The sequence below is a fragment of the Kitasatospora sp. NPDC001132 genome (genome assembly GCF_053598415.1).
In genome coordinates this window covers 322,085-348,458 of record NZ_JBSFKF010000002.1, presented here as the reverse complement: position 1 = coordinate 348,458, position 26,374 = coordinate 322,085, and the positions used below count along the sequence as shown (strand labels likewise).

At 74.9% G+C, this 26,374-nt stretch carries 25 protein-coding genes; 19 read left to right on the top strand and 6 right to left on the bottom strand.

From position 1 onward, the window contains the following. Positions 1–4 precede the first annotated feature (4 nt). From ACWDBE_RS03620 to ACWDBE_RS03610, 3 genes are read left to right on the top strand one after another with little or no spacing between them, the layout of a single operon-like run. Positions 5–1,003 carry a FecCD family ABC transporter permease gene (locus ACWDBE_RS03620; protein ID WP_449787650.1) on the top strand — a complete coding sequence of 333 codons (999 nt, stop codon included), beginning with the start codon at positions 5–7 and terminating at the stop codon, positions 1,001–1,003. Further along, positions 1,000–2,094: a FecCD family ABC transporter permease gene (locus tag ACWDBE_RS03615; RefSeq protein WP_449787649.1), complete on the top strand. Its 1,095-nt coding sequence runs from the start codon at positions 1,000–1,002 to the stop codon at positions 2,092–2,094. The genes ACWDBE_RS03620 and ACWDBE_RS03615 overlap by 4 nt, the downstream gene beginning before the upstream one ends. Continuing rightward, positions 2,091–2,924: an ABC transporter ATP-binding protein gene (locus ACWDBE_RS03610; RefSeq protein WP_449787648.1), complete on the top strand. Its 834-nt coding sequence runs from the start codon at positions 2,091–2,093 to the stop codon at positions 2,922–2,924. The genes ACWDBE_RS03615 and ACWDBE_RS03610 overlap by 4 nt, the downstream gene beginning before the upstream one ends. A gap of 28 nt (positions 2,925–2,952) precedes the next feature. On the opposite strand, the gene ACWDBE_RS03605 is transcribed toward ACWDBE_RS03610, so the two are convergent. Further along, positions 2,953–3,801 (bottom strand): universal stress protein, encoded by an 849-nt coding sequence (locus tag ACWDBE_RS03605; protein WP_449787647.1) that lies wholly within the window; start codon positions 3,799–3,801, stop codon positions 2,953–2,955. A gap of 204 nt (positions 3,802–4,005) precedes the next feature. Here ACWDBE_RS03605 and ACWDBE_RS03600 point away from each other — a divergent pair, with 204 nt between their 5' ends. The 15 genes from ACWDBE_RS03600 (at position 4,006) to ACWDBE_RS03530 (ending at position 19,763) form a co-directional block, all read left to right on the top strand. Further along, entirely contained in the window at positions 4,006–5,283 is a 1,278-nt protein-coding gene (locus ACWDBE_RS03600; protein WP_449787646.1) for an ABC transporter substrate-binding protein, read from the top strand. Next, positions 5,280–6,206: a carbohydrate ABC transporter permease gene (locus ACWDBE_RS03595; protein WP_449787645.1), complete on the top strand. Its 927-nt coding sequence runs from the start codon at positions 5,280–5,282 to the stop codon at positions 6,204–6,206. Before ACWDBE_RS03600 ends, ACWDBE_RS03595 begins: the two co-directional genes overlap by 4 nt. Then, positions 6,203–7,036, top strand: coding sequence for a carbohydrate ABC transporter permease (locus ACWDBE_RS03590; RefSeq protein WP_449787644.1), 834 nt, complete (start codon positions 6,203–6,205; stop codon positions 7,034–7,036). The genes ACWDBE_RS03595 and ACWDBE_RS03590 overlap by 4 nt, the downstream gene beginning before the upstream one ends. 70 nt (positions 7,037–7,106) lie before the next feature. Beyond that, entirely contained in the window at positions 7,107–8,300 is a 1,194-nt protein-coding gene (locus ACWDBE_RS03585; RefSeq protein WP_449787643.1) for an ABC transporter ATP-binding protein, read from the top strand. 86 nt (positions 8,301–8,386) lie between these two features. Then, the gene (locus tag ACWDBE_RS03580) at positions 8,387–10,084 is read left to right on the top strand and encodes a multicopper oxidase family protein (RefSeq protein WP_449787642.1); all 1,698 of its coding nucleotides are present in this window, start codon (positions 8,387–8,389) and stop codon (positions 10,082–10,084) included. Positions 10,085–10,240: 156 nt separating this feature from the next. After that, entirely contained in the window at positions 10,241–11,176 is a 936-nt protein-coding gene (locus ACWDBE_RS03575; RefSeq protein WP_449807112.1) for a SigB/SigF/SigG family RNA polymerase sigma factor, read from the top strand. 89 nt (positions 11,177–11,265) lie between these two features. Beyond that, the gene (locus tag ACWDBE_RS03570) at positions 11,266–11,589 is read left to right on the top strand and encodes an STAS domain-containing protein (RefSeq protein ID WP_449787640.1); all 324 of its coding nucleotides are present in this window, start codon (positions 11,266–11,268) and stop codon (positions 11,587–11,589) included. Continuing rightward, the gene (locus ACWDBE_RS03565; RefSeq protein WP_449787639.1) at positions 11,582–13,969 is read left to right on the top strand and encodes a SpoIIE family protein phosphatase; all 2,388 of its coding nucleotides are present in this window, start codon (positions 11,582–11,584) and stop codon (positions 13,967–13,969) included. The genes ACWDBE_RS03570 and ACWDBE_RS03565 overlap by 8 nt, the downstream gene beginning before the upstream one ends. Before the next feature lie 116 nt (positions 13,970–14,085). Continuing rightward, positions 14,086–14,829: a GAF and ANTAR domain-containing protein gene (locus ACWDBE_RS03560; protein ID WP_449807111.1), complete on the top strand. Its 744-nt coding sequence runs from the start codon at positions 14,086–14,088 to the stop codon at positions 14,827–14,829. 331 nt (positions 14,830–15,160) lie between these two features. Then, complete coding sequence (locus tag ACWDBE_RS03555) at positions 15,161–15,613, top strand: ANTAR domain-containing protein (RefSeq protein ID WP_449807110.1); 453 nt, start codon at positions 15,161–15,163, stop codon at positions 15,611–15,613. 141 nt (positions 15,614–15,754) lie between these two features. Continuing rightward, the gene (locus tag ACWDBE_RS03550; RefSeq protein WP_449807109.1) at positions 15,755–16,741 is read left to right on the top strand and encodes an ANTAR domain-containing protein; all 987 of its coding nucleotides are present in this window, start codon (positions 15,755–15,757) and stop codon (positions 16,739–16,741) included. Positions 16,742–16,784: 43 nt separating this feature from the next. Next, positions 16,785–17,243: an SRPBCC family protein gene (locus ACWDBE_RS03545; RefSeq protein WP_449787635.1), complete on the top strand. Its 459-nt coding sequence runs from the start codon at positions 16,785–16,787 to the stop codon at positions 17,241–17,243. 232 nt (positions 17,244–17,475) lie between these two features. After that, positions 17,476–18,063: a restriction endonuclease gene (locus ACWDBE_RS03540; protein WP_449807108.1), complete on the top strand. Its 588-nt coding sequence runs from the start codon at positions 17,476–17,478 to the stop codon at positions 18,061–18,063. A gap of 509 nt (positions 18,064–18,572) precedes the next feature. Beyond that, positions 18,573–18,845 (top strand): hypothetical protein, encoded by a 273-nt coding sequence (locus ACWDBE_RS03535; RefSeq protein WP_449807107.1) that lies wholly within the window; start codon positions 18,573–18,575, stop codon positions 18,843–18,845. Positions 18,846–18,962: 117 nt separating this feature from the next. Continuing rightward, a complete protein-coding gene (locus ACWDBE_RS03530; protein WP_449787632.1) occupies positions 18,963–19,763 on the top strand; it encodes a metal-dependent hydrolase in 801 nt (266 codons plus the stop codon). A gap of 25 nt (positions 19,764–19,788) precedes the next feature. Here the strand turns inward: ACWDBE_RS03530 and ACWDBE_RS03525 are convergent, their stop codons facing one another. Continuing rightward, positions 19,789–20,532, bottom strand: a complete 744-nt coding sequence (locus ACWDBE_RS03525; protein ID WP_449807106.1) for a LuxR C-terminal-related transcriptional regulator — start codon at positions 20,530–20,532, stop codon at positions 19,789–19,791. A 148-nt stretch (positions 20,533–20,680) separates the two neighbouring features. Between ACWDBE_RS03525 and ACWDBE_RS03520 the strand changes: the two genes are divergently transcribed. Next, positions 20,681–21,784 (top strand): helix-turn-helix transcriptional regulator, encoded by a 1,104-nt coding sequence (locus ACWDBE_RS03520; protein WP_449787630.1) that lies wholly within the window; start codon positions 20,681–20,683, stop codon positions 21,782–21,784. Between the two features lie 86 nt (positions 21,785–21,870). Here the strand turns inward: ACWDBE_RS03520 and ACWDBE_RS03515 are convergent, their stop codons facing one another. From ACWDBE_RS03515 to wecB, 4 genes are all read right to left on the bottom strand, one after another. Then, complete coding sequence (locus tag ACWDBE_RS03515; protein ID WP_449787629.1) at positions 21,871–21,993, bottom strand: hypothetical protein; 123 nt, start codon at positions 21,991–21,993, stop codon at positions 21,871–21,873. Positions 21,994–22,087: 94 nt separating this feature from the next. Further along, positions 22,088–22,210, bottom strand: coding sequence for a hypothetical protein (locus tag ACWDBE_RS03510; RefSeq protein WP_449787628.1), 123 nt, complete (start codon positions 22,208–22,210; stop codon positions 22,088–22,090). A gap of 61 nt (positions 22,211–22,271) precedes the next feature. Next, positions 22,272–24,866: a class III lanthionine synthetase LanKC gene (lanKC, locus tag ACWDBE_RS03505; RefSeq protein ID WP_449807105.1), complete on the bottom strand. Its 2,595-nt coding sequence runs from the start codon at positions 24,864–24,866 to the stop codon at positions 22,272–22,274. Positions 24,867–25,102: 236 nt separating this feature from the next. Then, positions 25,103–26,320, bottom strand: a complete 1,218-nt coding sequence (gene wecB / locus ACWDBE_RS03500) for a non-hydrolyzing UDP-N-acetylglucosamine 2-epimerase (RefSeq protein WP_449807104.1) — start codon at positions 26,318–26,320, stop codon at positions 25,103–25,105. Positions 26,321–26,374: the final 54 nt, after the last annotated feature.

The following is a 26,374-nucleotide window of genomic DNA, read 5'->3' as shown; positions in this document are numbered from 1 at the left end:
CGGTGTGACAACCCGATCACTCCTGCTGCGCGGACTGCTGCCCGCCGGCGGTATCCTGCTGCTCGCCGTGCTGGCGAGCCTGCTGCTCGGCGCGGGCGATGTGGGGCCGTCACGGGCGTTCTCCACCCTGCTCGGTGACGGCGACTCCGACTCCTGGTTCACCGTGTTCCACCTGCGCGCCCAGCGCACCGCCGTGGCCCTCGCGGTCGGCCTCGCGCTCGGCGTGGCCGGCACCGTGCTCCAGGCCGCCGCCCGCAACCCGCTGGCCGAGCCCGGCCTGCTCGGAGTGAGCACCGGCGCCTCCTTCGCCGTGGTGATCGCGATCGTGCTCGGCGCCGGCGCGGCGAGCGTCGGCCCGTACGTCGCCGTGCTGGGCGCCGCCGCCGGCTGCCTGCTGGCGCTCGGTGCCGCCCGGCTGCGCGGCACCGGCGACGACCCCGTCCGGCTGGTGCTGGCCGGAGCGGCGCTGAGCGGACTGATGAACGCCGGCTCCTCCGTACTGCTGCTGTCCGACGCCCGGGCCGCCGACGAGATCCGGTTCTGGACCATCGGCTCGGTCGCCGGCCGCGGCACCGACCAACTGCTGGCCGTGCTGCCGGTGCTGCTGCTCGGCCTGGTCCTGGCGCTGCTCTCCGGGCCGGCGCTGACCGCGCTCAGCCTCGGCGACGACGTCGCCACCGGCCTCGGCCACAAGCCCCGCCGGGCCCGCGCCCTCGCGGTGGCCGCCGTCGCCCTGCTGGTCGGCGCCGCCACCGCGATCGCCGGACCGGTCTCCTTCGTCGGCCTGGTGGTGCCCTTCGCCGCCCGGGCCCTGGTCGGCCCCGACCTGCGCCGACTGCTCGTGGTCTCCGCCCTGCTCGGGCCGGCCGTCGTGCTGCTCGCCGACGTGGCCTCCCGACTGGTCGCCCGCCCGTACGAGATGCCGCTCGGCGTGATGACCGCCCTGTGCGGCGCCCCCGTCCTGGTCGCCGTCGTCCGCTCGCACAGAATGCCCGCGCTGTGACCCCCACCCTGAAAGCCCCGAACCCCGACACCCACTCGGCCGCGCCCCGGCCGTCGACCCCGCCCGGCACCCGGCTGCTCGCCCTCGGCGGCCGCTCGGTGCTCGTCCCGGTCCGGCCGCTGCTCGGCTGCACCGCCCTGCTGCTCGTCGTGGTCGCGGTGACCGCCGTCTGCCTGGCCGTCGGCGAGACGAACCTGAACCCGGTGACCGCCCTGCGCGCCGCCTTCGGCGACGGCACCGCGCGCGACGTGCTTCTGGTGGAGAAGCTGCGGCTGCCCCGCGCCGAGGCGGCCCTGGCCGTCGGCGCCGCCCTCGGGGTCGCGGGCTGCCTGATGCAGACCCTCGCCCAGAACCGGCTGGCCACCCCGGACACCGTCGGTTTCAACGAGGGCGCCACCGCCTTCGCCGTCGCCTCCGTCACCGGCGTCGCCACCCAGCTGCTGCCCTCCGCCGCCGCCCTGGTGGGCGCCGCCACCGCCGCCTCGCTCGCCTTCGCCCTCGGCGGCGGGGCCGGCCGCAACGGCTACCGCTTCCTGGTCGTCGGCCTCGGCATCGGCGCGGTCTTCGGCGCGGTGACCAACCTGATGCTCTCCCGCGCCGCCATCGACGCCGCCAACTCCGCCTACGGCTGGACGGTCGGCACCCTCAACAGCCGGGACGCCGACACCGTCGGCCTCCTCGAACTCGGCCTGCTGGCCTGCCTGCCCGCCGCCGTGCTGCTCGGCCGGCGGCTGTCATTGCTGCGCTTCTCCGACGCCGTCGCCACCGGACTGGGCGTCCGGGTGCGCGGCCTGCGGATCGGCGTCCTGGCGGTCGCCGTGGTCTGCGCGGGCCTGGCGGTGGCCGTCGCAGGACCGCTCGGCATGATCGCGCTCGCCGCGCCCGAGGCCGCCCGCCGGATCGCCGGGCCGCGCTGCGTGCCGGTGCTCACCTCGGCCGCCGCCGGCGCCGCCTTCACCCTGCTCGCCGACCTGATCGGCCGCACCGTCCTGTCGCCGCTGGAGGTGCCGGCAGGCCTGGTCACCGCCGTCGTGGGCGGCCCCTACCTGCTCTGGCTGCTGCTCACCACCCGTCCCCGGAGGACCGCATGACCGCCCGCACCGCGACCGCCGCGACCACCGCCGCCCCGGCCCACCGCCTGGCGACCAGTGCGCTCAGCCTCGGCCACGACCGCACCATCGTGGTCCGCGAGCTCGACCTCGAACTGCCGCGGCAGCAGGTCACCGTCATCGTCGGCCCGAACGGCTGCGGCAAGTCCACCCTGCTCGGCGGCCTCGCCCGGACCATCGCCCCGCGCTCCGGCGCCGTGCTGCTCGACGGCAAGCCGCTGACCTCGCTCTCCACCCGCGCGATCGCGCGGATCGTCGGCCTGCTGCCGCAGTCCGCCACCGCCCCGGACGGGCTGACCGTCCGTGACCTGGTCCGCTACGGCCGCCAGCCGCACCAGGGCCTGCTGCGGCAGTGGTCCGCCGCCGACGCCGAGGCGGTCGAGCACGCGCTCACCGCCGCCGACCTGCACGAGCTGGCCGACCGCCCGCTGGACACCCTCTCCGGCGGCCAGCGCCAGCGCGCCTGGATCGCCATGGCCGTCGCCCAGGACACCGACATCCTGATGCTGGACGAACCCACCTCGGCGCTGGACATGGGCCACGCCCTGGAGGTGCTGGAGATGGTGCGCGGCCTGACCGCGCGCGGCCGCACGGTCGTCCTCGTCCTGCACGACCTCAGTACCGCCTGCCGCTACGCCGACCACATGGTGGCCATGCGGGACGGGAAGGTCGCCGCCCAGGGCGCGCCGCGCGACATCGTCACCCCGGAGCTGGTGCGCGACCTGTACGGGGTGGAGAGCGCGATCCTCACCGACCCGGTCCACGGCACCCCGGTCGTCTGCCCCGTCGGCCTCGCCCCCCGGACCCGCTGACCTCCCGGGCGGCGCACCCGCGACGCCCTCAGCCGTACGGGACGACCGCGACCGGGCAGTGCACGTGGTGGATCGCGGCGTGCGCGACCGGGCCGATGTGGTGGTGGCGCAGCGGCAGGTGCCGGACCCTGCGGCCGACCACCAGCAGCCGGGACGACGCGGCGGCGTCCACCAGGTCCACGGCGGGCTTGCCCCGGATCAGCTCGGTGGTCACCTCGACCTCCGGGTGGTGGGCCCGCCAGGGCGCCAGGGCCCGCGCCAGCCCGCTGTCCTCGGCCGCGGACGTCTCGCGCTCCAGCCCGCCGATCGCCCCGTAGGACATGTACTCGCTGCCGGCCGGCGGGGACCAGACGTGCACCACGCGCAGCGGTGCCGAGCGGAGCGCGGCGGCCTCGAAGGCGAAGGCCAGCACCGGCTCCGCCGGGCGCCCGAGGTCCAGGCCGAGCGTCACCTCGCCCTCCGGCTCGTCCCCGTCGGAGCGGACCAGCACCACCGGGCAGGCCGCCCGCCGCAGCACCTCCTGGCTCACCGAGCCGACCAGGAACCCGCGCAGGGTGCTCAGGCCGCGCGAGCCGAGCACCAGCACGGCGGCGCTCCGCCCGGCGGCCTCCAGCGCCTCCACGGGATCGCCGGCCACGGAGGAGGCGGCGACCTCCACCTCGGGCACGATGGAGCGCAACTCGCCCTCGTGTTCGGCGAGTTGCGCCAGTGCCTGATGGTCGCCGCGTTCGCTGCCGGGAGCGAGGTGCTTCGGGCGGGGCCAGGCCTGGAGGACGTCCAGGCGCAGGCCGCGGCGCTGCGCCTCGCGGGCGGCCCACGCGGCGGCGGCCTGGCTCTCGGGTGAGCCGTCGAATCCGACGACGACGGGTCCGGTCACGGCGTGCTCCTCGGTTCCGGTGCGGCCGGAGGTCTCTGCGTGTGCGCCCAGTATCCGCGCGGGCCCCGACCGGCGCCTCCCGGAGGCCCGGCCCCGGTTCGGCCGTCCGGCTGGTCGACGGGCGGGCGGCGCGGCACAGCCCGGGCCGGGCGGGGGAGCCCGGCTAGGGTCTCCCGGACCGGTCCGTCCCACTCCGGGAGAACGATGCCGAGGGTCCCCCGTCTCCGCTCGCGGTGGGCGAGCGCCGCCGCCGGACTGGCCGTGCTCGCCTCCGCCCTGGTCGGCTGCGGGGGTGGCGGGGGCGGCGGCCCGGTAACCCTGAACTGGTACAACTTCCCGGACGACTCGGGCGCCCTCCAGCAGGCCGCCGACCGCTGCGGGCAGCGGTCCGGCGGTCGCTACACGATCCGCTACAACAAGCTGCCGCGCGGCGCCGACGGCCAGCGCCAGCAGCTGGTGCGCCGGATGGCGGCGCACGACACCGAGGTCGACATCCTCGGCCTGGACGTCACCTGGCCCGCCGAGTTCGCCGAGGCCGGCTGGATCCGCGAGTGGACCGGGGCGATGCGCGAACAGGCCACCGCCGACACCCTCGCCGCGGCGGTGCGCACCGCGACCTGGCGGGACCGGCTGTACGCGGTGCCGTACAACTCCAACACCCAGCTGCTCTGGTACCGCGACGACCTGGTGCCGACCCCGCCCGACACCTGGGCGCAGATGCTCTCCCGGGCGCGGGAGCTGGCCGACGAGGGCAAGCCGCACTTCGTGGAGATCCAGGGCGCCCAGTACGAGGGGCTGACGGTCTGGTTCAACACGCTGGTCACCAGCGCGGGCGGCACCATCCTCACCCCCGACGCACAGGCGCCCTCGCTCGGGGAGCCGGCCGTCACGGCCGCCGGGGTGATGCGCGACCTGGCGACATCGGTGGCCGCCGACCCCTCGCTGCCGAACCAGATGGAGGACCAGAACCGGCTCGCGATGGAGTCCGGCACGGCCGCCTTCGAACTCAACTACCCCTTCGTCTACCCCTCGATGAAGGCCAACCGGCCGGAGCTGTTCCCGCACTTCCGCTGGGCCCCGTACCCCGCGGTGAGCGCCGACCGCCCCGCCACCGTGACCATCGGCGGGATCGACCTCGCGGTGGGCGCCTACAGCCGGCACCCGGACCTCGCCGCCGAGGCCACCCTCTGCCTGCGCGACCGGGACAACCAGCTCACCAACGCGCTGAAGGGCGGCCTGCCGCCCTCGCTGCGCAACCTGTACGAGACGGCCGAACTCACCGCCAGCTACCCGTTCGCCGCCGACGTGCTGGCCGCCCTCGACTCCGCCAGCGTGCGGCCGCAGACCCCGGCCTACCAGAACGTCTCCATCGCCGTCTCGCACATCCTCTCCCCGCCCGCCGGCATCCACCCGGAGAAGGACGTGGCCGACCTCCGCGGGCAGATCCAGGACGCCCTCGGCTCGAAGGGGCTGATCCCGTGACACCGTCCACCGAGGCCGCCGCCGTACCGCGACCGGCCGGGCCCTCGCTCGGCGCCCGCCAGGAGCGCCGGCTGGGCTGGCTGCTGTGCGCACCCGCGGTGATCGTGATGCTCGCCGTCACCGCCTACCCGATCGGCTACGCCGTCTACCTGTCCTTGCAGCGCTACGACCTGCGCTTCCCCGAGCAGGCGCACTGGGTCGGGCTCGCCAACTACGGCGCGGTGCTGGCCTCGCCGTACTGGTGGCACGCGCTCGGCGTCACGGTGCTGATCACCGTGGTGTCGGTGGCCCTGGAGCTGGTGCTCGGCCTGGCGCTCGCGCTGGTGATGCACCGGACGCTCTTCGGGCGCGGTACGGTGCGCACCGCGGTGCTGGTGCCGTACGGGATCGTCACCGTGGTGGCGGCCTACTCCTGGCAGTACGCCTGGACCCCGGGCACCGGCTACCTGGCTGCCCTGCTGCCGGAGGGCAGTGCGCCGCTGACGGAGCAGTGGCCGGCCGTCGGTCTGATCATCCTCGCGGAGGTGTGGAAGACCACCCCGTTCATGGCGCTGCTGCTGCTCGCCGGCCTGGCCCTCGTGCCGGACGAGACGGTCCGGGCGGCGATGGTGGACGGCGCGGGCTTCGGGCAGCGGCTGCGGCTGGTGATCCTGCCGCTGATGAAGCCGGCGATCCTGGTCGCGCTGCTCTTCCGCACCCTGGACGCCTTCCGGATCTTCGACAACATCTACGTGCTGACCGGCGGCTCCAACGGCACCGGCTCGGTGTCCATCCTCGGCTACGACAACCTGTTCACCGCGCTCAACCTGGGCATCGGCTCGGCGATCTCGGTGCTGATCTTCGTCTGCGTGGCGCTGATCGCCGTGGTCTTCGTCAAGCTGTTCGGCACGGCGACGCCGGGCGCGGAACCGGAGCACCGATGAGCGGCCGGCACAACCGGACGCTGACCGGCTGGGGCGTCGCCAACCTGGTGGTCGTGCTCTACGCGCTCTTCCCGGTGTGGTGGATCGTGGCGCTCTCCTTCAAGGACCCGAGCACCCTCTCCGACGGCGCGTTCGTGCCCCGGAAGTGGACCCTCGCCAATTACCGCGGCATCTTCGAGACTTCGGAGTTCACCCGGGCCCTGGTCAACTCGATCGGCATCGCGGTGACCGCCACCACCATCGCCGTCGTGCTGGGCACCATGGCCGCGTACGCGGTGGCCCGGCTGCGCTTCCCCGGCAAGCGGCTGCTGATCGGGGTGTCCCTGCTGATCGCGATGTTCCCGCCGATCTCACTGGTCTCGCCGCTGTTCGACATCGAGCGGGCACTCGGCCTGTTCGACACCTGGGCCGGGCTGATCATCCCCTACATGACCTTCTCGCTGCCGCTGGCGATCTACACGCTCTCGGCGTTCTTCCGGGAGATCCCCTGGGACCTGGAGAAGGCGGCCAAGGTGGACGGCGCCACGCCCTGGCAGGCGTTCCGGCTGGTCATCGCGCCGCTGGCGGCGCCGGGGGTGTTCACCACCGGGATCCTGGTCTTCATCTTCTGCTGGAACGACTTCCTGTTCGCGATCTCGCTGACCTCCACCACCTCGGCCCGGACGGTCCCGGCGGCCATCGCCTTCTTCACCGGGAGCTCCCAGTTCGAGCAGCCGACCGGCTCGATCGCGGCCGCCGCCGTGATCATCACGATCCCGATCGTGGTCTTCGTGCTGCTGTTCCAGCGCCGCATCGTCGCCGGGCTCACCGCCGGCGCAGTCAAAGGCTGAACCCGAGTCGAACCCCGAGTCGGACCCGAGTGGACGGGCCGCCCCACCCGGCGGACCAGGAAGGCGGATCGTGGCCGAGATCGTCCTCGACGGCATCACCAAGCGATACCCCGACGGCGCCCTCGCCGTCCGCGACATCGACCTCACCATCGCCGACGGCGAGTTCGTGATCCTGGTCGGGCCGTCCGGCTGCGGCAAGTCCACCACCCTCAACATGATCGCCGGGCTGGAGGACATCACCGAGGGCACCCTGCGGATCGCCGGGGAGGTGGTCAACGACCGCGCGCCCAAGGACCGCGACATCGCGATGGTCTTCCAGAGCTACGCCCTCTACCCGCACATGAGCGTGCGCGACAACATGGGCTTCGCGCTGCGGCTGGCCAAGGTCGACAGGGCGACCGTCGCCGCCAAGGTCGAGGAGGCCGCCCGCATCCTGGACCTCACCCGGCACCTGGACCGCAAACCCGCCAACCTCTCCGGCGGGCAGCGCCAGCGCGTCGCGATGGGCCGGGCGATCGTCCGCGACCCCAAGGTCTTCCTGATGGACGAGCCGCTGTCCAACCTGGACGCCAAGCTCCGGGTGCAGATGCGCACCCAGATCGCCGCGCTCCAGCGCCGTCTGGGCACCACCACCGTCTACGTCACCCACGACCAGGTCGAGGCGATGACGCTCGGCGACCGGGTGGTGGTGATGCGCGCCGGCGTCGTCCAGCAGGTCGGCTCCCCGCAGCAGTTGTACGACGAGCCGGTGAACCTCTTCGTCGCCGGGTTCATCGGCTCGCCCGGCATGAACTTCCTCGGCGCCGCGTTGCGGCAGGACGCCGGGCGCGCCTCGCTGCGGACGTCGTTGGGCGACCTTCCGCTGGACGACCGCACCCGGCGCGCCCTGGAGCGCGCGGACGCGCCGCGCGACCTGATCGTCGGCATCCGCCCCGAGGACTTCGAGGACGCCGCCCTGGCCGAGGGGCACCCCGGCGGGGTCACCGTCACGGTGACGGTGGAGGTCCGGGAGTCGGTCGGCTCGGACGTCTACGTCCACTTCGCGGAGGAGGGCGGACCGGCGGTGACCGAGGAACTCGCCGAGCTCGCCGCCGACTCGGGCCGGGCGGACACCGGCATGCTGGAGCACCGGGTGGTCGCCCGGCTGAACACCGCCACCCGGGCCGCCGAGGGCAGTCCGCTGGAGCTGTGGGTGGACACCGCGCGCATCCACGTCTTCGACCCCCGCAGCGGGGCCAACCTGACCCATCCGGAGCATGCGTAGCCGGGTACTGCGGAAGGCCCAACCCCTCGGGGGTGAGCGGTGTGCCTGACCGGGGTCCCGCGGAAGCCGACCTAGATTGCCCGGCTATGAGAGAAAATGTCCGAATCAGCCGCCGATCGGCGCTCAAGGCCGTTCCCGCGGCCGCCGTCCTCGCGGTGGCCTCCGACGGGATCCTCGCCCGGCCCGCCGCGGCGGCGAGTTCCTTCCCGCAGCCGGTCGTACGGTGCCCGGCCTCCGGCCCGCAGAGGGTGATCCTCGACCAGACCCTCGACGTACGGTTCACCGCCACCCCCGTCCCGGGCTACGGGACGGTCACCACGCGCACCTACAACGGGACCATTCCGGGGCCGACCCTGCGGGTGCGCGGCGGGGACACGCTCTGGCTGGCCCAGATCAACGGCCTGCCGCCGAACCCGCCCGAGCCGTCGAGCCCGTCACGCCACGGCGGTCACAACCGGCCGCACCGGCCGAACAGCTTCAACCTGCACACCCACGGCCTGCACGTCTCGCCGTCTGGCAACGCCGACAACATCCTGCGCGAGTTCCCGCCGCGCACCGCCGAGGAGGCCGCGGCCGGCGCCGCGGAGCCGCGCTACCTGACCACCGTCGAGATCCCGCGCGACCACCCGGCCGGGACCTACTGGTACCACCCGCACGTGCACGGGGCCACCGCCGAGCAGATCGCCGGAGGGATGGCCGGGGTCATCATCGTCGAGGGCGACGTCGACGAGGTGCCGCAGATCAAGGCCGCCGCCGACCTCGTCGTCTGCGTCAACGAACTCCGGGTCAAGGACGGAAAGGTGCCCGCGTTCACCTCCGGCGACGCCCTGGCCGCCGTCCCACCCACCTTCACCGTCAACGGCGCGGTCAACCCCACCCTCGCGCTGCGCCCCGGCGAGGTGCAGCGCTGGCGCCTGGTCGCGGCCACCGCGTTCACCACCCTCTCGCTCCAGGTCATCGGCAACGAGCGGAAACTGACGATGCATCAGATCGCCATGGACGGGATCACCTTCCCCGCGCCGGTCGCCACCGAGGCGGTGACCCTGGCCGTGGGCAACCGCGCCGACGTGCTGGTCCGGGGCGGGGAACCGGGGACGTACGAACTGCGCGCCAAGGGCGTACCCGTCCCGCTGATGACGATCGAGGTGGCGGGAGCGGCCGTCCGGCCGCCGATGGCGCTGCCCTCCTCGCTGCCGCAGGGCAGACCGTTCCTCGACGAGAAGGACATCGCCAACCCCGCCGGCGACCGCACCGTGGTCTTCCACGTCGACCCCGGGGTCTTCGCCAAGCCCTTCCCCAACGCCTACCGCATCCTCGGCAGCCACCCCACCCCGGCCGCCGACCCCGCGGGCGACCTCACCCGCGACCCCGACTACGGCCTGTTCGACCCCGAGTACGTCAACCACACCCTGGAACTCGGCACCGTCGAGCGGTGGACCCTGCGCACCGACGACAGCTTGCCGGTCATTCACCACCCCTTCCACCTGCACACCAACCACGTCCTCGTCACCCACCGCAACGGCGTCCGGCTCGACCCGCCGGTCTGGCAGGACACCGTCGACCTGGCCGGCGGCAAGCCGGGCGACACCGTCACCCTCCTGGTCAGGTACGAGGACTTCACCGGCCGCACCGTCCTGCACTGCCACCAGCTCCAGCACGAGGACCTCGGCATGATGCAGCTGATCGACTACGTCCAGCCGCAGCGGCCCCGCGGGCCGCGGTGGCAGGGCGGGCGGAAAAGGAAAACGGCCGGAACAGGAGTTCGGACCCGCATCCCGGGGTAGAACCCGTCATGCAGCGGCCGTGACCGTTCCGGCTGCTCCGGCACCGTTGGCGGTGCCACCGGGACCGCGCTTGAAGAAGCCGGGCACAGGTCCTGGGGGAAGAGGCCCGGGCGCACGAGGTGCGGCTCCAGCACACGTCGCCGGGCGTTCACCCCGATGCCCAGGAGCGATCACGTGTCCATCCACCTGGAAACCACCGACAGGGAAACCACCGACAGGGAAGCCGTGCCCGCGGGGCTGCCGCCGGACCTGCCGGGACGGCCGACGGCGGCCGCACTGCGCCGCATGGGGAAGTCCGAGGCCAGGGAGCTGAGCGACGCGCTGTTCGGGCGGCTGGCCGGGCTGGCCCGGGAGAGCCACGCCTACAGCTACGTCCGCGGCACGATCATCGAGCTGAACATGCCGCTGGTGCGTTTCATCGCGGCCCGGTTCCGGCACCGCGCCGAGGACATGGAGGACATCCTCCAGGTCGGCACGATCGGCCTGATCAAGGCCGTCGACGGCTACGACCGGCGGCGCGGCGTCGAGTTCGTCACCTACGCCATCCCCACCATCGCCGGCGAGATCAAGCGGTTCTTCCGCGACACCTCCTGGCCGGTGCGGGTCCCACGCGGCATGCAGGAGCTCTATCTCTCCGTCACCCGCGGCTCCGACCGGCTCGAGCAGGAACTCGGCCGCCTCCCGCAGCCCGGGGAGATCGCCGAGGACCTCCACCTCACCGTCGAACAGGCCACCGAGGGCCTCATGGCGGGCCGGGTCTACCGCCCGAACTCGTTGGACGCGCTGCGTGACGGGGACACCGACGAGACCGGCAGCGCCCTCCTGGACCGCCTCGGCGGCTGCGACCCCGGCATCGAACTCGTCGACTTCCGTATCGCGGTGCGGCCGCTGCTGGCCCGGCTGCCCGAACGCGAGCAGACCGTCCTCAAGCTGCGGTTCTGGGACGGTTGGACACAGTCCCGGATCGCCGAGCGGATCGGGGTCTCCCAGATGCACGTCTCGCGGCTGCTCAGCGCCACGCTGGCCTGGCTGCGGGAGGAGCTGGAGGACCGCGGCGCCCCCGGGTGGGCGGACGAGCCCGCGTGCGGGTGAGGGAGTGGGAGGGCCGGGACAGGGTGGTTAGCCTGGGAGGGGAGCCCGGGCGGGGGCGGAGGCCGGGCCGAGAACGAGGACGGTCCGTGATGAAGGACTTTCCGGTCGCCAACGGCTGGACGGTGGTGCCGCTCAGCGGGGACCTCGACGACTTCTCCGCCCGCGAGGTGCGGCACCTGTTCGACGCGCTCGCGGACACGGGCGCCACCCGGGTGGTCGTTGACCTCACGGCCGTCGGCTTCCTCGACTCCACCGGCCTCAACGTCCTGATCGGCGCCGCCCGACGGGTGCGCGGCGAGCAGGGCACGCTGCGGCTGGCCGGGGCGGTACCGAGGGTGCGGGACCTCGTGGAGCTGAGCGGCGTCGCCACGGTGCTGCCGCTCTACCCGGACGTGGCGGCGGCCTGTGCGTGAGGACCGGACCCCCGCGGAACCCGCCCTGACCGACGAGGCGGCGGTGCTGCGGGAGGCCGTCGACCGGCTGCGCGCCGAGGCCGAGGGCCTGCGGCGCGCGATGCGCACCAGGGGCGTCATCGAGCAGGCCAAGGGCATGCTCGCGGAGCGGCTGGAGTGCACGCCGGAGGAGGCCTTCGGGCACCTCGTCCAGCTCTCGCAGGACACCAACCGCCGGCTCGCGGACATCGCTGCCGGCCTGGTCGGCCTCGCCGCCCCGCTCACGGGGACGGCGGCGCTCACCGGCGCGGACACGGCGGCGGAGCCCGGCTCCGCGTCCGGGCTCCTGGTTCCCGCGTCCGTCCCCGTACTCGCCCCTGTGCCCGGGCCGCCGAAGGCCGCCCCGGCCGCCGCGGCGCCCGGCCTGGCCGCGCGCTACCACCTGGCGGCCTCGGCCCTGGCCAGCGCGGAGACGCCCGAGGAACTGGCCCGACTGCTGCACCAGGTGGCCCTGGCCCCGGTCGGCGTCGTCGCCGTGGTGCTGGGCCGACTGGAGCCGGACGGCGCGCTGCTCCTGGTCGGCAGCCACGGCGTGGCGCCCCGCCGGGTCAGCCAGTGGCAGCGCATCCCGCCGGAGACCGGGGTGCCGCTGGTGGCCGCCGCCCACGGCGGCAGCCTGGTCTGGGAGTTCGAGCGCAGCCACGGCAGCCGGTCGCCGGGCAGCGGACGAATCGTCCCCGGCCGCAGCGCGTGCGCCGTACCGCTGCGCCGCGGCGAGCGGATCGTCGGGGCGATGAGCCTCGGCTGGGACGTGCCGGCCGTGCGGGCCCGCGCGGCGACCAGGTACGTCGACGCGCTGTCCGCGCTCGTCGCGGGGCACCTGCTGCGGTTCGAGGCCACCGGCGAGGACGAGCCGCCGGCGGCGGTGCCCGGCGGCGAGCACTGGTTCCGCGCCGTGCTGGACGCCGTGTTCGACCCCGTCCTGGTGCTCTCGGCCGTCCGCGGGACCACCCCCGGCGGTGCGATCACCGACCTGCGGGTCCGGTACGCCAACGCCGCCGCCGGCCTCGGCGCGGCGGCCGGTCGGCGCCTGAGCGAACTCCACCCCGGACTGGTCACGACCGGGCACTTCGCGCGGATCCTGGAGGCCGCGACGACCGGCGCCGGGTACGAGGGGCGGGCGGAGGACTTCACCGGTGCCGGACCGGACCGGACGCTGGTCCTGCGGGCGGAGCCGTTCCTCGACGGCGTGCTGCTCACCTGGCGCCCCGGGAACGGCGCCGAGCGCGCGGCCCGGCTGCACCGGGCGCAGCGCCTGGCCGGACTGGGCAGCTTCGAGTGGCTGTTCCTGCGCCGGCTGCTGGCCGGGCGGCGGACGGCGGCCCTGGAGTTCGACACCGGGCGGCCCGGCGAGGCGCCGCGCACCCTGCGGGTCACCGCTGAGGCGGCCGGGGACCCGGACACCGGCCGCCCGCGGGTGATCCGGGGCGTGCTGCAGGACGTCAGCCGATGGCACCGCACCGAGCGGGCCCTGGCGGGCGCCCGGGCCCGGCTCGCCGAGCAGCGCCGCCGGGCCGGGGCCGAGCACCGGACCGTCCGGGCCCTGCAGAACGCCCTGGTGGCCGGGCCCAACGAGCCCGAGCCCGACGCCGCCGTCCTCGACCACGCCGCCCGCTACCTGCCCGCCGGGGACCGCCCCAGGGTCGGCGGCGACTGGTACGACCTGGCCGCCCTCGCCGACGGCCGGGTCCTGCTCGCCGTCGGCGACGTCAGCGGCCACGGCCTGGCCGCCGCCGTCGGCATGGCGGAACTCCGGCACGCGCTGCACGGCCTCTGCTACACCGGCCAGGGGCCCGCGGAGATGCTCGGGCGGCTCAACACGATGCTCTGCCACCAGGGCGGCAGCCGGATCGCCAGCGTGCTGTGCGGCCTGCTCGACCCGGAGGCGGGGACGCTCACCTGGACCGCAGCCGGGCACTCGCCGCCGGCCGTGCTGCGGGGGACGACCGCCGTCCTCGCCGAGGGCCCCACCGGGACCGTCCTCGGGGCCCTGCCGGAGACCCGCTGCCGCGACACCGTACTGCCGCTGCGGGCGGCCGAGGACACCGTGCTGTTCTGGACCGACGGCCTGCTGAACCGCCGGGACGACGGCACCATCCGCCCGGACCGGCTGCTGCGCGCGGCCGAGGAGTGCGGCGCCCGCGACCTGGCGGACTGCCTGGACCACATCGCCGCCCGCCTCGGCGGCCCCAACCCGGACGACGAGAGCTGCCTGCTGGCCGTCCGGCTGCGGCGGCGCCCGGGGCGTCAGCGACCGCGCGTCCGGGGGGGGAGCGTGCTGCCGGGACGGTGCGCCGTCGAGCTGTCGTCGGGGTGCCGTCCGGCTGCCGTCCGGCCGTGAACACCTATACTGCGATGATCACGTCGCGGTACGGACGGCGTGGCTCCCCGGACAGCCGACCGCCGTACGACGGCGGCAGGACGACGGAAGAACGAACGGAAGAACGAGGCGCGGAGATGGCCGATCTGACGCGCATCGCGCAGATCGTGGCCGAGGCCGTCAACGGCCCGGGCCTCCCCTCCCTGCCCGAGCGGCTCTGCGTCGCCTGCGTCGAGGCGCTGGCCGCCGACGCCGCGGCGATCACCCTGATGGCCGACCCCGGGCACCGGGCCGGGGTCTGGGCCAGCGACGACCGGGCGCGGCGGATCGAGGAGCGGCAGTTCGGCCTCGGGGAGGGCCCGAGCGTGGACGCCTTCCGCACCCGGAGCCCGGTCGCCGTCGCCGACCTGCTGTCGCCCGAGGAGGTGCGCTGGCCGGTCCTCACCGTCGACCTGGCCGCCGGCCTGGGGACACCGGCCGGCCCCGCCGGCCCGGCGCTGCGCAGCGCCTACGCCTCACCGCTCCACCTCGGCACGTCCGGGATCGGCGTCCTCAGCCTCTACGGCGCGCGGCCGGGCGTCCCGGAACGGACGCGGGCAGCCGACATCCAGGTCGCCGCGACCAGCGTGACCCTCGCGATCGTCGGCTCCTTCCTGGCCCCGTCCGGAGCGCTGCCGGAACAGCCGTGGCTGGACGAGTCGCCGCTCAACGGCGTCGAGGTGGACCAGGCGGTCGGCATGATCATGGTGCAGCTGGGCGTGCCCGCCGCGGAGGCACTCGACCGGCTGCGGGCCCACGCCTTCGCGCGCGGCCGGGAGATCGACGAGGTCGCGCACGACGTGGTGGAGCGGCGACTGCGGTTCACGGAGGAGGACCGATGACGGATGACCGACGCCGGACCTCCGGCGTAGCCTTGCCAGGAGGGGAGATGGAGGCTGCCATGACGCGCGAGGCCCGGGTGACCGAGGCGTTCGCCGGGCTCACCGGCACGCTCGTCGGCCCGGGTTACGACACCGTCGAGTTCCTGCACCGGCTCACCGAGGTCTGCACGGCGCTCAGCGGGACGGCCGGGGCCGGGCTGGTCGTCGCCGACCGGCACGGGGAACTGCGGGACGTCGCGTACTCCAGCGACCTGGTCCGGCGCCTGGAGAGCCTCCAGATCGCCACCGGCGAAGGCCCCTGCCTGGACTCCAGCGGACCGGCGAGCAGGTCGTGGAGCGCGACCTCGACCTTGCCCGGGCACGGTGGCCCAGGTTCGCCCCGAAGGCCGTCGCACTCGGCTTCCGCTCCGTGCGCGCGGTGCCGCTGCGCCTGGACGGCCGGGTCATGGGCACCCTCAACGTGTTCGACGTCCGGACCGGTGCCGGGCCCGACCACGAGGGGCCGGACGTCGTCCAGCCGCTCGCGGACCTGGCGGTCATCGCCCTGCTCCAGCGCCGGTACGGACGGGAACGGACGGCCGCGGAGGAGATCAGCGGGGCGCTCGCGGACTGCACCGCCATCGAGCAGGCGAAGGGCGTGCTCGCGGAAGCCGGCGGATTCGACATGGACGCCGCCTTCGAGGCGCTCCGCTCCCACGCCCGCCGCAGTGGCGGCGGGGTGGCCGACACGGCCCGCGCGCTGGTCGAGGGCCGGTTGGACCCGGCCGGGCTGCTGACGGGCTGACGGCCGTGACCCCGGCGGCCTTGACTCCGGCGGGTGGGCAGGCCGCTCGGGGCCGGCCCGCGCTGGCGCCTCGCCCGGCGACGTGGTTTCGCAGCGTGATCGGCGCATACTTTCCGTAAACAAACGGAGGTGCTCATGCCCATGGTGGATGTCGCTGCCCTCGGCCGACTGGTCGCGGAGTACGAGGCCCTGTCCTCGTCGGGCTCGCCGGAGGCCGGTCAACGACTGCGCGACGTCTGCTACACGATCGGCATCTACACGGGGGAGGCCGACGCTGACCGGGCCGTCACCAGGGCCCGCATCCTGCTGGACCGTCAAGGCCCGGCGGGCCCCGGCGGAGCGGCCGCCGGGGCCCCGGCGACCGAGCGGGCCCGCGCGGCGCTGCTGACCGAACTCGGCGAACTCGCGGCCCGCGAACGGGCGCGGTCCGGGCCCGTCCCGAGCCTGCACGACGTGGTGCAGCTGACCGGCGTCACCGTCCCGGACTGCGTGGGCGCCGCCGTGAGCACCTGGCACGACGACGGCTCGGTCGAGACCTTCGCGGCGACACCGTCGTACCTGCTGGCCCTCGAACGCGCCCAGGGCGGGGCGGAGGCGGGCCCGCTGCCCCGGCTCCGCCGCCAGGGCGAGGGACAGGTCGTGGTCCGGCTGGACCCGGGCCGGCCGGACCGGTTCGCCGACCGGGCCCGGCGCTGCGGCGTACGGGCCGTGGCCGGCGCCCACCTGCGCACCCACCCGCACGGCTGCACCGTGTTCAGCGCCTACCTGCGCACACCCGTCGAGCCCGGCACGCCCGCCCTCGGGCTGGTGGAGGTGCTCGCCCTCCAGGCGTCGGCCGCGCTCGACCGCTTCGCGCTGTCCAGGGCGGTGGCCGACCTGCTGGACCGCCGGCACGCCACCGGCCTGGCCATCGGCATCACCGCCGAGCGGTTCGACGTGACCCCGCACACCGCGCTGAACCTGCTGGTCCGGGCCGCCCAACGGCTCGGCACGGACCTCGAGTCGGTGGCCCGGCACCTCGCCGAGGGCGAGCGGCCGTCGTCCGTGTCCTCCGCGTCGGCCGGGCCGCCGCCGGTGCTTTCGCCGGCGCCGTCGTCGGTGCCGCCCGGCGGGTGGAGCGGCTCGTAGCGGGGCCGGGAGGGCGCCGACCCCACCGTCCGAGGAGGACCTGATGAACAGAGTGAAGGAGTCCGTGGACGTGGCCGTGCCCCTGCACGCCGCCTACCACCAGTGGACGCTGTTCGAGGAGTTCCCGCGTTTCATGGAGGGCGTCGACTCGGTGACCCGGCTGGACGGCCGCCACAACCACTGGCGCACCAGCCTCGGCGGCGTCACCCGCGAGTTCGACACCGAGACCGTCGACCAGGAGCCCGACGAACGGATCGCCTGGCGGACCACCGACGGCGAGGTGGACCAGGAGGACGTGGTGACCTTCCAGCGGCTCGACCCGGGCCACACCCGGGTCGCCATGGCCGTCGACCTCCGGCCCCAGGGCGCGGCGCGGGCGGCCGCCGGCGCCACGGGCACGGTCGGCCACCGGGTGAAGGCGGACCTGAGACGGTTCAAGGAGTTCATCGAGGAACGCGCCCGGGAGGAGGGCGACCGGCGGGGGCGGCCCGACCCGGACTGAGCCCGCCGCCGGCCGGTTCGACCCTCCTCCCGCGACGCCGCGACCTGGCTACCGGCCGTCGGGGGCGGGATCCGGTCAACTCGGCGGCGCGGAGGGTGGAGTTCACCGGGATCGCGGGCGCGTGGGGCGCGGTTGCTCCTAGGCTCGCCCGAACACCGTGGGGTGAGGGGGTGCCATGGCCCGCAGGCCTGTCCGGCGACGCCGGTCGACCGCTGCCCGCCGGGCGCGGCGGATGAAGCGCAACGCTCCGCTGCTGGGTGCGACCGCGGTGGTCGTGCTCGTTCCGGCCACGGCGGTGGTCCGCTGGTCGGCCCAGCACCTCCTCCTGGTCACCGCCCTGCTGATCGCCGCAGCCGCGGTGGGCGTCGCCGTACTGCGCTCGCGGGTGCGCGCCCGACAACGGGAGCTGGAGGCGCGGACCGCCCGACTGCGGCACATCGGGCCGTTCCTGGCGATGACACCGAAGGCCTTCGAACACGCCCTGGCGGACCTGTGCCGCCGGGACGGCTGCACGAAGGTCAGGGTCGTCGGCGGGGCCGGCGACCTCGCGGCGGACGTCCTGGCCACCACCCCCACCGGGCAGCGCATCCTCATCCAGGCCAAGCGCTACGGACCGCGGACCTTCGTCGGCTCGAACGACGTCCAGGTGGTCAACGGCACCTACCGCGACGTGCACCACTGCGATCTGGCCGCCGTGGTGACGACCAGCTCCTTCACCAAGGCCGCCGCCGCCTTCTGCACCCAGGTCGGCATCCGCGCCGTCGACCAGCGGGCGCTCGCCCTGTGGGCGGACGGCCGGGGCAGGCCCCCGTGGGCCTGACCCGGAGGCTATCGCGCGACGTCGCCGGGTCCGCCGCTCCCGTCCTGCGAGGGCTCCCGCGTGAACTCCTCGGGCAGCGGGACCCCGTCCGGCAACGGCATCAGCGGCTGCGCCGGCCCCTTGGCCGGCCCACGCGACCCACGACCCCGCCGGTCGTGCCACCGGCCCTGCCGCTCACGCGGAATCCTGCCGCTCACGGCGTCCTCCTCGCAGCGCCGGGCGAGGCCGGCGCAACTCCCGTCACCAGCTCTTGCGTTCGCGCCGCGCTGCCGTCGGCGGCAGCGCGGCGCTGCTCGCCCAGGGGTGTTCCGTCGTCCACGGCGGCGGCTCCTCTCACTTGACGGCGAATGTGCCGGACAGACTACTGACTCGGCGTCAGGCGCAGGAATCGGAGCCTGTGTGCGACGCCACGAGACCGATCGACGGGGGCAGTTGTGGATCGTGGATGGGAAGCCGATCGGTCCGCTTCGTTCGAGAAGCGCCTGGGGGAGTCCGCGAAGGAGCTCGGAGTGTCCGACGGCAGGGACGAGTGCCCGGACATCTGGCTGCTCTCGAACGGCGATGTCGCCGTGATCGGTCGGGATCTCACCGAGGACCACCGCGGCCGTCTCCCGGAAGGTGTCGACTCCGCGGGCCGGGTCCAGGAGAAGGCCGGGCTGGTCGCCGGGCTGGCCGGCCGGGCCAAGGGGCTGGGCGCCGCGGCGTTCGCCCCGGACGGCGAGGGCATCCGCGACCACCTGATGCGGAGTTACCCCGCGGCCCTGGAGAAGGCCCTGGCCTGAGCTGCGGGCGGGGGGGCGGCCGACCGCGGCCGGTCGGTGATCTTGGACGGATAGGCTGCCGTGATGTCAGGTCCTCGCGGTGAGGACGGAGCTGATGAGGATCGGTGGTGTACGGACATGATGGGACCGGCGCATTCGCTGTCGGGTGCGACCGCATGGCTGGGGGTGGGCGCGGTGGCGGCCGGCATGGGGGAGCCGATGCCCTGGCCGGTCCTGCTCGCGGGGGCGCTGATCTGTGCCGGGGCGGCGCTGGCGCCGGACCTGGACCACAAGGCGGCGACGATATCCAGGGCGTTCGGGCCGGTGTCCCGGGCGCTCTGCGAGGTGATCGACAACCTCTCGTACGCGGTGTACAAGGCCACCCGCGGCAAGGGTGACCCGCGGCGCTCGGGCGGCCACCGGACGCTGACGCACACCTGGCTCTGGGCGGTGCTGTGCGGGGCGGGCGCCGCGGCGGTGGCCGTGTTCGGCGGCCGCTGGGGCGTGCTGGTGGTGCTGTTCGTGCACATGGTGCTGGCGATCGAGGGCCTGCTGTGGCGGCAGGCCCGGGTCTCCAGCGACGTCCTGGTGTGGCTGCTGGGCGCGGCCAGTGCGTGGATGCTCGCGGAGGTCCTCGACAAGCCCGGCAACGGCTCGCAGTGGCTGTTCGAGGAGCCCGGGCAGCAGTACCTGTGGATCGGGCTGCCGATCGCGCTCGGCGCGCTGGTGCACTGCCTGGGCGACGCGTTGACCGTCTCGGGCTGTCCGGTGCTGTGGCCGATCCCGATCGGGCGCCGGCGGTGGTACCCGGTCGGGCCGCCGAAGGGCATGCGGTTCCGGGCCGGCAGCTGGGTGGAGATCAAGGTGCTGACCCCGGTGTTCATGGGGGCCGGCGGGGTCTGCGCGGTGGGGGCGCTCGGCTTCTTCGGCAACGGCTGAGGTCGACCACCGCCGGCGGGGGCGTTCACCGGGGCTCGCCGGTGGCCTCCGGCGCCTTCCCGGTGAGGCCGTGGCGCTCCGCCAGCACGCCCGCCTGGAAGCGGCTGTCGGCGCCCAGCGCGCTGTAGAGGCCGGCGATGTGCCGCCGGCAGTTGCGCAGCGACAGCCCGAGCCGGCGGGCGATGGTCTCGTCCTTCAGCCCGTCGGCGAGCAGCCGCAGGATCGCGGTGCGGAGGTCGTCGGAGACGGCGCGGGCGGCGGCCGGCCCGCTGTGGAAGGCCGCGCCCCGGTGCCAGAGCGTCTCGAAGGAGTCGGCCAGGTGGCCCACCACGGACGGCTGGGTCACCAGCACCAGCCCCTCGGGCCGCCCCCGTTCCGCAAGGAAGGCGCTCTCCCGGTCGATGACCAGCAGCGGACCGTAGCTCTCGTCGGTGGTCCGCACCTCGGCGCCGGCCCGCGTGGCGGCCCGGGCCTGGCGCTGGGCGGGCAGGTGGAAGCGGGCGGGGTGCTGCTGGACTATCCGGGTGCGCGGCGCGGGGCCGCCGCGCGGCTGCTCGGTCGGCGCCAGCTCGGCGAGCACCAGGTCGGCCAGCACCGCCGCGGTCGGGTCGCCGCCGGGGCAGCAGAGGAAGACCTCCCGGCGGGCCCGCCGCAGCCGGTCGCCGACCGTGTCGCGGACGGCGGCCCGCTCCGCCGTGTCGCGGACGGCTCCCCGGTCCGCCGGGGCGGGTGCGGTGAACGCGACCCGGGCGGTTCCACGTTCTTTCATGGCGGCCCTCTTGACAGCAGGTGGCGGTGGACGACGCGTCCGGTGAACGGCAGGTCTCCGGAGCGGTTGTCCGATAGTCGTCACAGGTCACGGCGGCGGCCAAGGGCCGAGGGGGCAGGAAGATGAATGGCCGACTGAGGAGGGGTGGATGAATCCGGTGAACACGGACACGATCCGGTCGTCGGGGCGGGGGGCCCTGCTCGACCACGAGACGCGGCTGGTCTACGAGTGGGCGGTGCGGCACGGGCGGGTCGGGCCGGCCGACCCGGCGCGGATGGCCGGCGCGCTCGGGCTCACCGAGGCGCGGTGCCGCCGGGCCGTCGACCTGCTGGCGGCGCTCTGCCTGCTGGTCCGGCGTCCGGGCGCCGAGCGCGTCTGCTACGTGACGGTCGGTCCGGAGGCGGCCGTGGCGCGGCTCACCGGGCAGGAGGAGGCACGGCTGCGCCTGGAGGAGGCCGAGTTGGGGCGCCGACAGGCGGAGCTGGCCAGGCTGCGCGCGGAGGTGACCTCGCTGGCGCCGGTGTACCGGTCGCAGGGCGGCGGCTCGGACGGCTCGGTCCGGCTGCTGGAGGACGCGTACGTCCTGCGCTCGGCCCTCGACTCGGTGGTGGGCGCCGCGAAGGAGGAGGTGCTGGCGATCCGGCCGGGCGGCGGGCACCCGCAGGCGGCCCTGGCCGAGCTGCTGCCCCGGGACCTGGAGATGCTGGAGCGGGGCGTGCGGCTGCGGAGCGTGTACCAGCACCCGACCCGGTTCGACCCGCCGACCCGCTCCTACGCGGAGCGGGTCATCGCCGAAGGGGCGGAGATCCGCACCCGCGCGGAGGTGCCGGCCAAACTGGTCGTGGTGGACCGGACCACGGCCTTCGTGCCGGCCCGGCGGGCCAGCGGCGGGGCGCTGATGGTCCGGGAACCGGCCCTGGTGGCGCACTTCGTCCGGCTCTTCGAACACGAGTGGGGCCAGGCCGTGCCGTACGACGCCGCGCCGGCCGCGGCCCGTACGGTGTCCCGCGACGTCTCGGACGCGATCGCCCGGCTGCTCGCCGCGGGGGAGAAGGACGACACGATCGCCCGACGGCTGGGCATGTCGACCCGTACCTGCCGGCGCCACGTCGCCGAGCTGCTGGCGCGGCTCGGGGCGCAGAGCCGGTTCCAGGCCGGGGTGCTGGCCGAGCGCGAAGGGCTGACCATCCCGGCGGACCTCCCGGCAGGCGTTCCGGTGGGCGCCCCTGCGGCCGGCGCGGTGCCACGCTGAGGCGGGTCGCCGCGCCGGCCGCAGGGGGCGCAAGGGCGGCTGCCCGTCGGGTGGGCCCGACGGGCAGCCGCGTCGCCGATCGGCGGTTACTTCTCGGACTCGACCGGGCTGTCCACCCACAGGTGGGAATCGGTGCTCAGGAAGCTGCTCACCACGGCCGACGTCGTGGTGTCGCTCTCAAGAGCCTGAAGGGCCAGGATCTTCGACATCAGTGTGTCCTCTCCTCGTTGGTCACCGGCGCCTCGAAGCGCAGGTGGTGGTTGTGCCGCTCCGGTGGCCGGGCGGCGGTTCGACGCCGGGCGGTTACTTCTCGGTCTCGACCGGGCCGAACGGCAGGGTGTGCGACAGGCTGCTGATGGAGCTCATCCTCAGCTCCGCCTGCGCGGTCTCGCTCTCGAGCCCCTGGAGGGCCAGGATCTTCGACATGGTCCGTTCCTTTCCGCTAGGTGCTCCAGGCCACCGGTGGTGGCCGTCGTGTTCCCCCGGCTCAGGGCCGGGGGAAGTCCGTGATGCCGGGCAGCGGCACCGGGCCGAGCACTGCCTCGTGCAGTGCGGCCAGGACGCCGGCCGCGCCGGTGGCGAGGTCCGCCGAGAGCCGCATCGAGCGGCGGCCCGGGAAGGCCAGGTGGCCGCGATGGTCCATCACGTGCCACTCCAGCAGCCGCAGGTGGCGGTCGGCCTCCGCCCGGTGCCCGGTCCCCAGCTGGTGCAGCAGCAGCCCGGCGCGGCCCTCGAACAGGCCGGACGCGGCGATCAGGTCCGGGCGGCAGGCGCGCTCGGCGGCCGTGAGCGCCTCGGTGAACCGGGCGGGCAGCCGGTCGGCGCCGGTGCGCCTGGCCAGTTCGGCGATCACGCGCGCGGTGCCGACGCCGCCCGCGGCCAGGTACGGGAGCTTGCGGCGGTAGCGGTCCTCGACCAGGAAGAGCATTCCGTCGGTGATGTCCGCCTCGTCCAGCTCGCGGCCGAGTGCCGCCTCGGCCGCCGTCAGCCAGCCCGGTTCGCCGGTGTGTCCGTGCAGCCGCAGGAACAGCGCGGCCTGCCCGCTCCAGCCGTCCAGCAGGCCGCGCAGCAGCGGGGCGCGCTCCTCCCGGGCCAGCTCGTGGCCGAGGGCCAGGGCCCGGTCGGCGAGGTGCTCCCGGCCCAGCGCGCCGGCCAGGTCGAGCAGGCCCAGCGCGATGCCGGCCCGTCCGGAACCGAGCCCCGGATCGAGCGGCGGCTCGGCGGCGAGCACCCGGTCGACCAGTGCGCCGGCCGCCTCCGGCGCGCCGAGGCGGGCCAGTGCCCAGGCGATGCCGGTCAGTCCGTCGTACAGCCCGGGCGGCAGGTCCGGTTCCGCGTTCGCCCGGGCCACCAGCCAGTCGGTGTGCTCGGCCGGGGCGGGCCGGTCGCAGGCCCGCAGCGCGTACAGCACGCCGGCCGTACCGTGGGCGAGATCCAGGCCGTTGTGGACCGGGCCGAACTGCTCGACGTCGCCGGGGAAGAGCCGGTCGGTCCGCTCCGGGGTGGCCGTCGCCAGGATGCCCGCGGCCAGCGAGTCCAGCACCGGGCGCCAGGCCTCGGTGTCCGCCGACGGGGCCTGCGGCCAGGCCGGCCGCGAGGGCCGCGGGCCGCCGTCGGCGGGGTCAGGCCGGCGCTCGGTGGCGCCGAGCGGCAGCCGCCCGCCGGCCGCCCGGTGCAGTTCCTCGGCGACCTCGGCCCCGAAACCGGGGGCCACGGGGTAGCGCGCGGAGATCTCCCGGCCGGCCAGTTCGGCCTTGCCGGAGTCCAGCGCGAGCAGGTTGTTCACCGGGAGGAAGAGGTAGAGCCGCAGCGCGGCCAGGGCGTACGTGTCCACGGCCGTGCCGCGCCGGGCCCTGGGGGAGACGAAGCCGGGCGCGCCCAGCGGGGGCGTGGTGGCGTCGTCGGCCGGGAAGGTGATCTCGAAGTCGACCAGTGCGCAGCGCCCGTCCGGCCGGATCAGCACGTTGTTGGGGTGGAGATCGCCGAAGACCAGTCCGCGCTCGTGGAGCGCCGCCAGCATGCCGGTGACCTGGTCGATCACGTCGAGCGCCCAGTCGGTGTACTCGGCCAGCCCGGCCTCGTCCGGTTCGGGGTGGGTGAGCGGGCAGGTGCGGGTGAAGACGTCCTCCAGCCGCTCGCCCTCGATGTACTCCTCGACCAGGTAGTGGTGCTCCCAGACCTGCAGGTGCTCGTACAGCGCGGGCACGAAGTCCAGCCCGGCCAGCGCCTCCAGCACCCGGCGCTCGCTCAGCAGCCGCTGCACCGCGTCCCGGCCGGCGTGGTCGAGGCCGGCGTGCGGGCGGGCCTCGCGCAGCACCACCTCGCGGCCGTCGCGCTGGTCGGTGGCCCGGTAGACGCCGCCGCCGTTGGAGAAGTGCAGTGCCTTGGTGACCTCGAACGGGAAGTCGGTCGCGGTCTCGGCCTCCCGTGCGGTGTCGGCGGCCAGTTGGGCCGTGACGACCTCCGGCACCGGCGCCCAGTCCGGCACGGTGAAGACCGTGCCCCGGACGTCCGGCACCGGCTCGCCGTCCGGCCCGATCATGGCCGGCACCCGCCGGCCCTGCTCGTCGGTGCAGTATCGCTGGACGAACGAGCCGTAGCGCAGGTAGAGCGGCCCCTCCCGGTAGCGCAGGTCGCTCAGCACGTACGGGCCGGGCACGCCCTTGAGCAGGGTCGACAGCTCGTCGAGCACCTGCGCCAGCCGGGTGTCGTCCTCCGGGTAGAGCGTGATCAGCTTGCCGCTGGAGCGGCGGTCGGCGTACTTGCCGTTCGCCGTCAGCACGGTGGCCCGGCCGCGCAGGAACTTCCAGGTCAGCTCGTGTTCCAGGCAGTACGCCAGGACCTGGTCGATCACCCGCTCGGCCTCGTCCGGGGTGGCCGAGACGTGCACCTTCCAGCCCTGTTCGGGCAGTTGCGCGCGGGGCGCCCTGATGTGCACCCAGGGGCCGTGCTCGACCCGCTGCCAGCCCGGCGGCAGCGGGACGGAGGCGGCGGCGAACCGGTCGTCGGGGCGCTCGGCGCGGGCGGGGTCGTCGTAGAACAGCGGGTCGGCGAGGCAGTGGCGCTCGTAGCGGTCGTCCACGGGGCCCGCCTCAGCCCGTGGCCCGCGGCCGGTACGCGTCTGTGTCCGCGCCGGTCCCGGTGGTCGCCCGGCCGTCGGATGTCGTCGTCAAGGGAGTCCCCCGGGTGCAGTGGATCCCGCCGGTTGCGGGCTGCTTCCGACCTTGCCAGCCGGTGTGCGCGGGGTCGACGGTTCGGATCCGCCACCTTCCTGCCAGGGGATCCGGGCCGGCTGCCGGGGGGAGGTCGCCGGTCCGGTCAGTGCCGGGGGTGGGCGGCCGCGGCGGCTACGGGCGCTGGGAGGGGAGCGGCCAACCGGCCCCCGATGGTGGGAGGTTCGACGTCGAGGTCGGGCAACTTCACGGTGTCGGCGGGGAGTTCGGAGGACAGGTAGCGATGGTGGAGCGCGGCGACGATCTCGGCGCTCGCCTGTCCGTCGCCGTACGGCGAGGGGAGCCGTGCCAGCCGGTCGGCGGCGGCCTCGTCGGCGAGCATCTCCCGTAGTGCTCGCGCGAGTTGGTGGCCGGGGCGGGCGAGGCGGGCGAAGCCGGCCCGGACGGCCTCGGGGCGCTCGGTGGAGTTGCGCACCACCACGAGTGGGCGCTTGAGCACCGTGCATTCCTCCTGCACCCCGCCGGAGTCCGACACCAGCAGGCGGCAGTGCCGGGCCAGGGCGAGGAAGCCGGCGTGGTCCAGCGGCTCGGTCCGGCGCAGCCGCGCGGCCGGGCCGCGCAGGCCGAAGGCCTCGACGGCGGCCCCGGTCCGGGGGTGCAGGGGCAGCAGCACCGGCAGCTCCAGGGCGGCGAGTTGGTCGAGGATCTGGGCGAGCCGGGCGGCGTCGTCGGTGTTCTCGGGGCGGTGGATGGTGGCGAGTACGTAGCCGCCGGGGGTGACGCCGTGTTCGGCCACGATGCGGTGGGCCTCGGCCTCGTCGGGCAGGGTCTCCAGGGTCGCCTCGACGACGGTGTTGCCGGTGATCACCACCCGGTCCGGTTCGACGCCCTCGCGCAGCAGGTGCCCCGCGGCGGTCGCGGTGGGCGCGCAGTGCAGGTCGGCGAGCGGGGCGATCAGGCGGCGGTTGGCCTCCTCGGGCATGTCGGGGTCGAAGGAGCGCAGACCGGCCTCGACGTGGACGACGGGTATGCCCGCGCAGTGCGCGGCCAGGGCGCCGGCGGCGGCGGTGTTGGTGTCGCCCTGGACGACGACGGCGGCCGGCGGCCGGGCCGCTAGGTGGTCGCTCAGCGCGCTGACCATCCGGCCGATCTGCCGTCCGCGCGGCTCGCCGCCGACGCCCTGCAGCAGGTGGTGCGGGCGGGGGAGGCCGTACTGGGCGAAGAAGGTGCTGGTGAGGGCCGGGTCCCAGTGCTGGCCGCTCCAGACGATGCGGGCCCGCGGGCCGAGGAGGCGGGCCACTCCGGCGAGTTTGACGATCTCCGGCCGGGTTCCGAGGACCAGGGCGACATCGGTCGAGGACATGGCGCTCCGAAGGGGCGAGGGGATGGGGTGGGGAAGTATCAGCAGACGATAAGA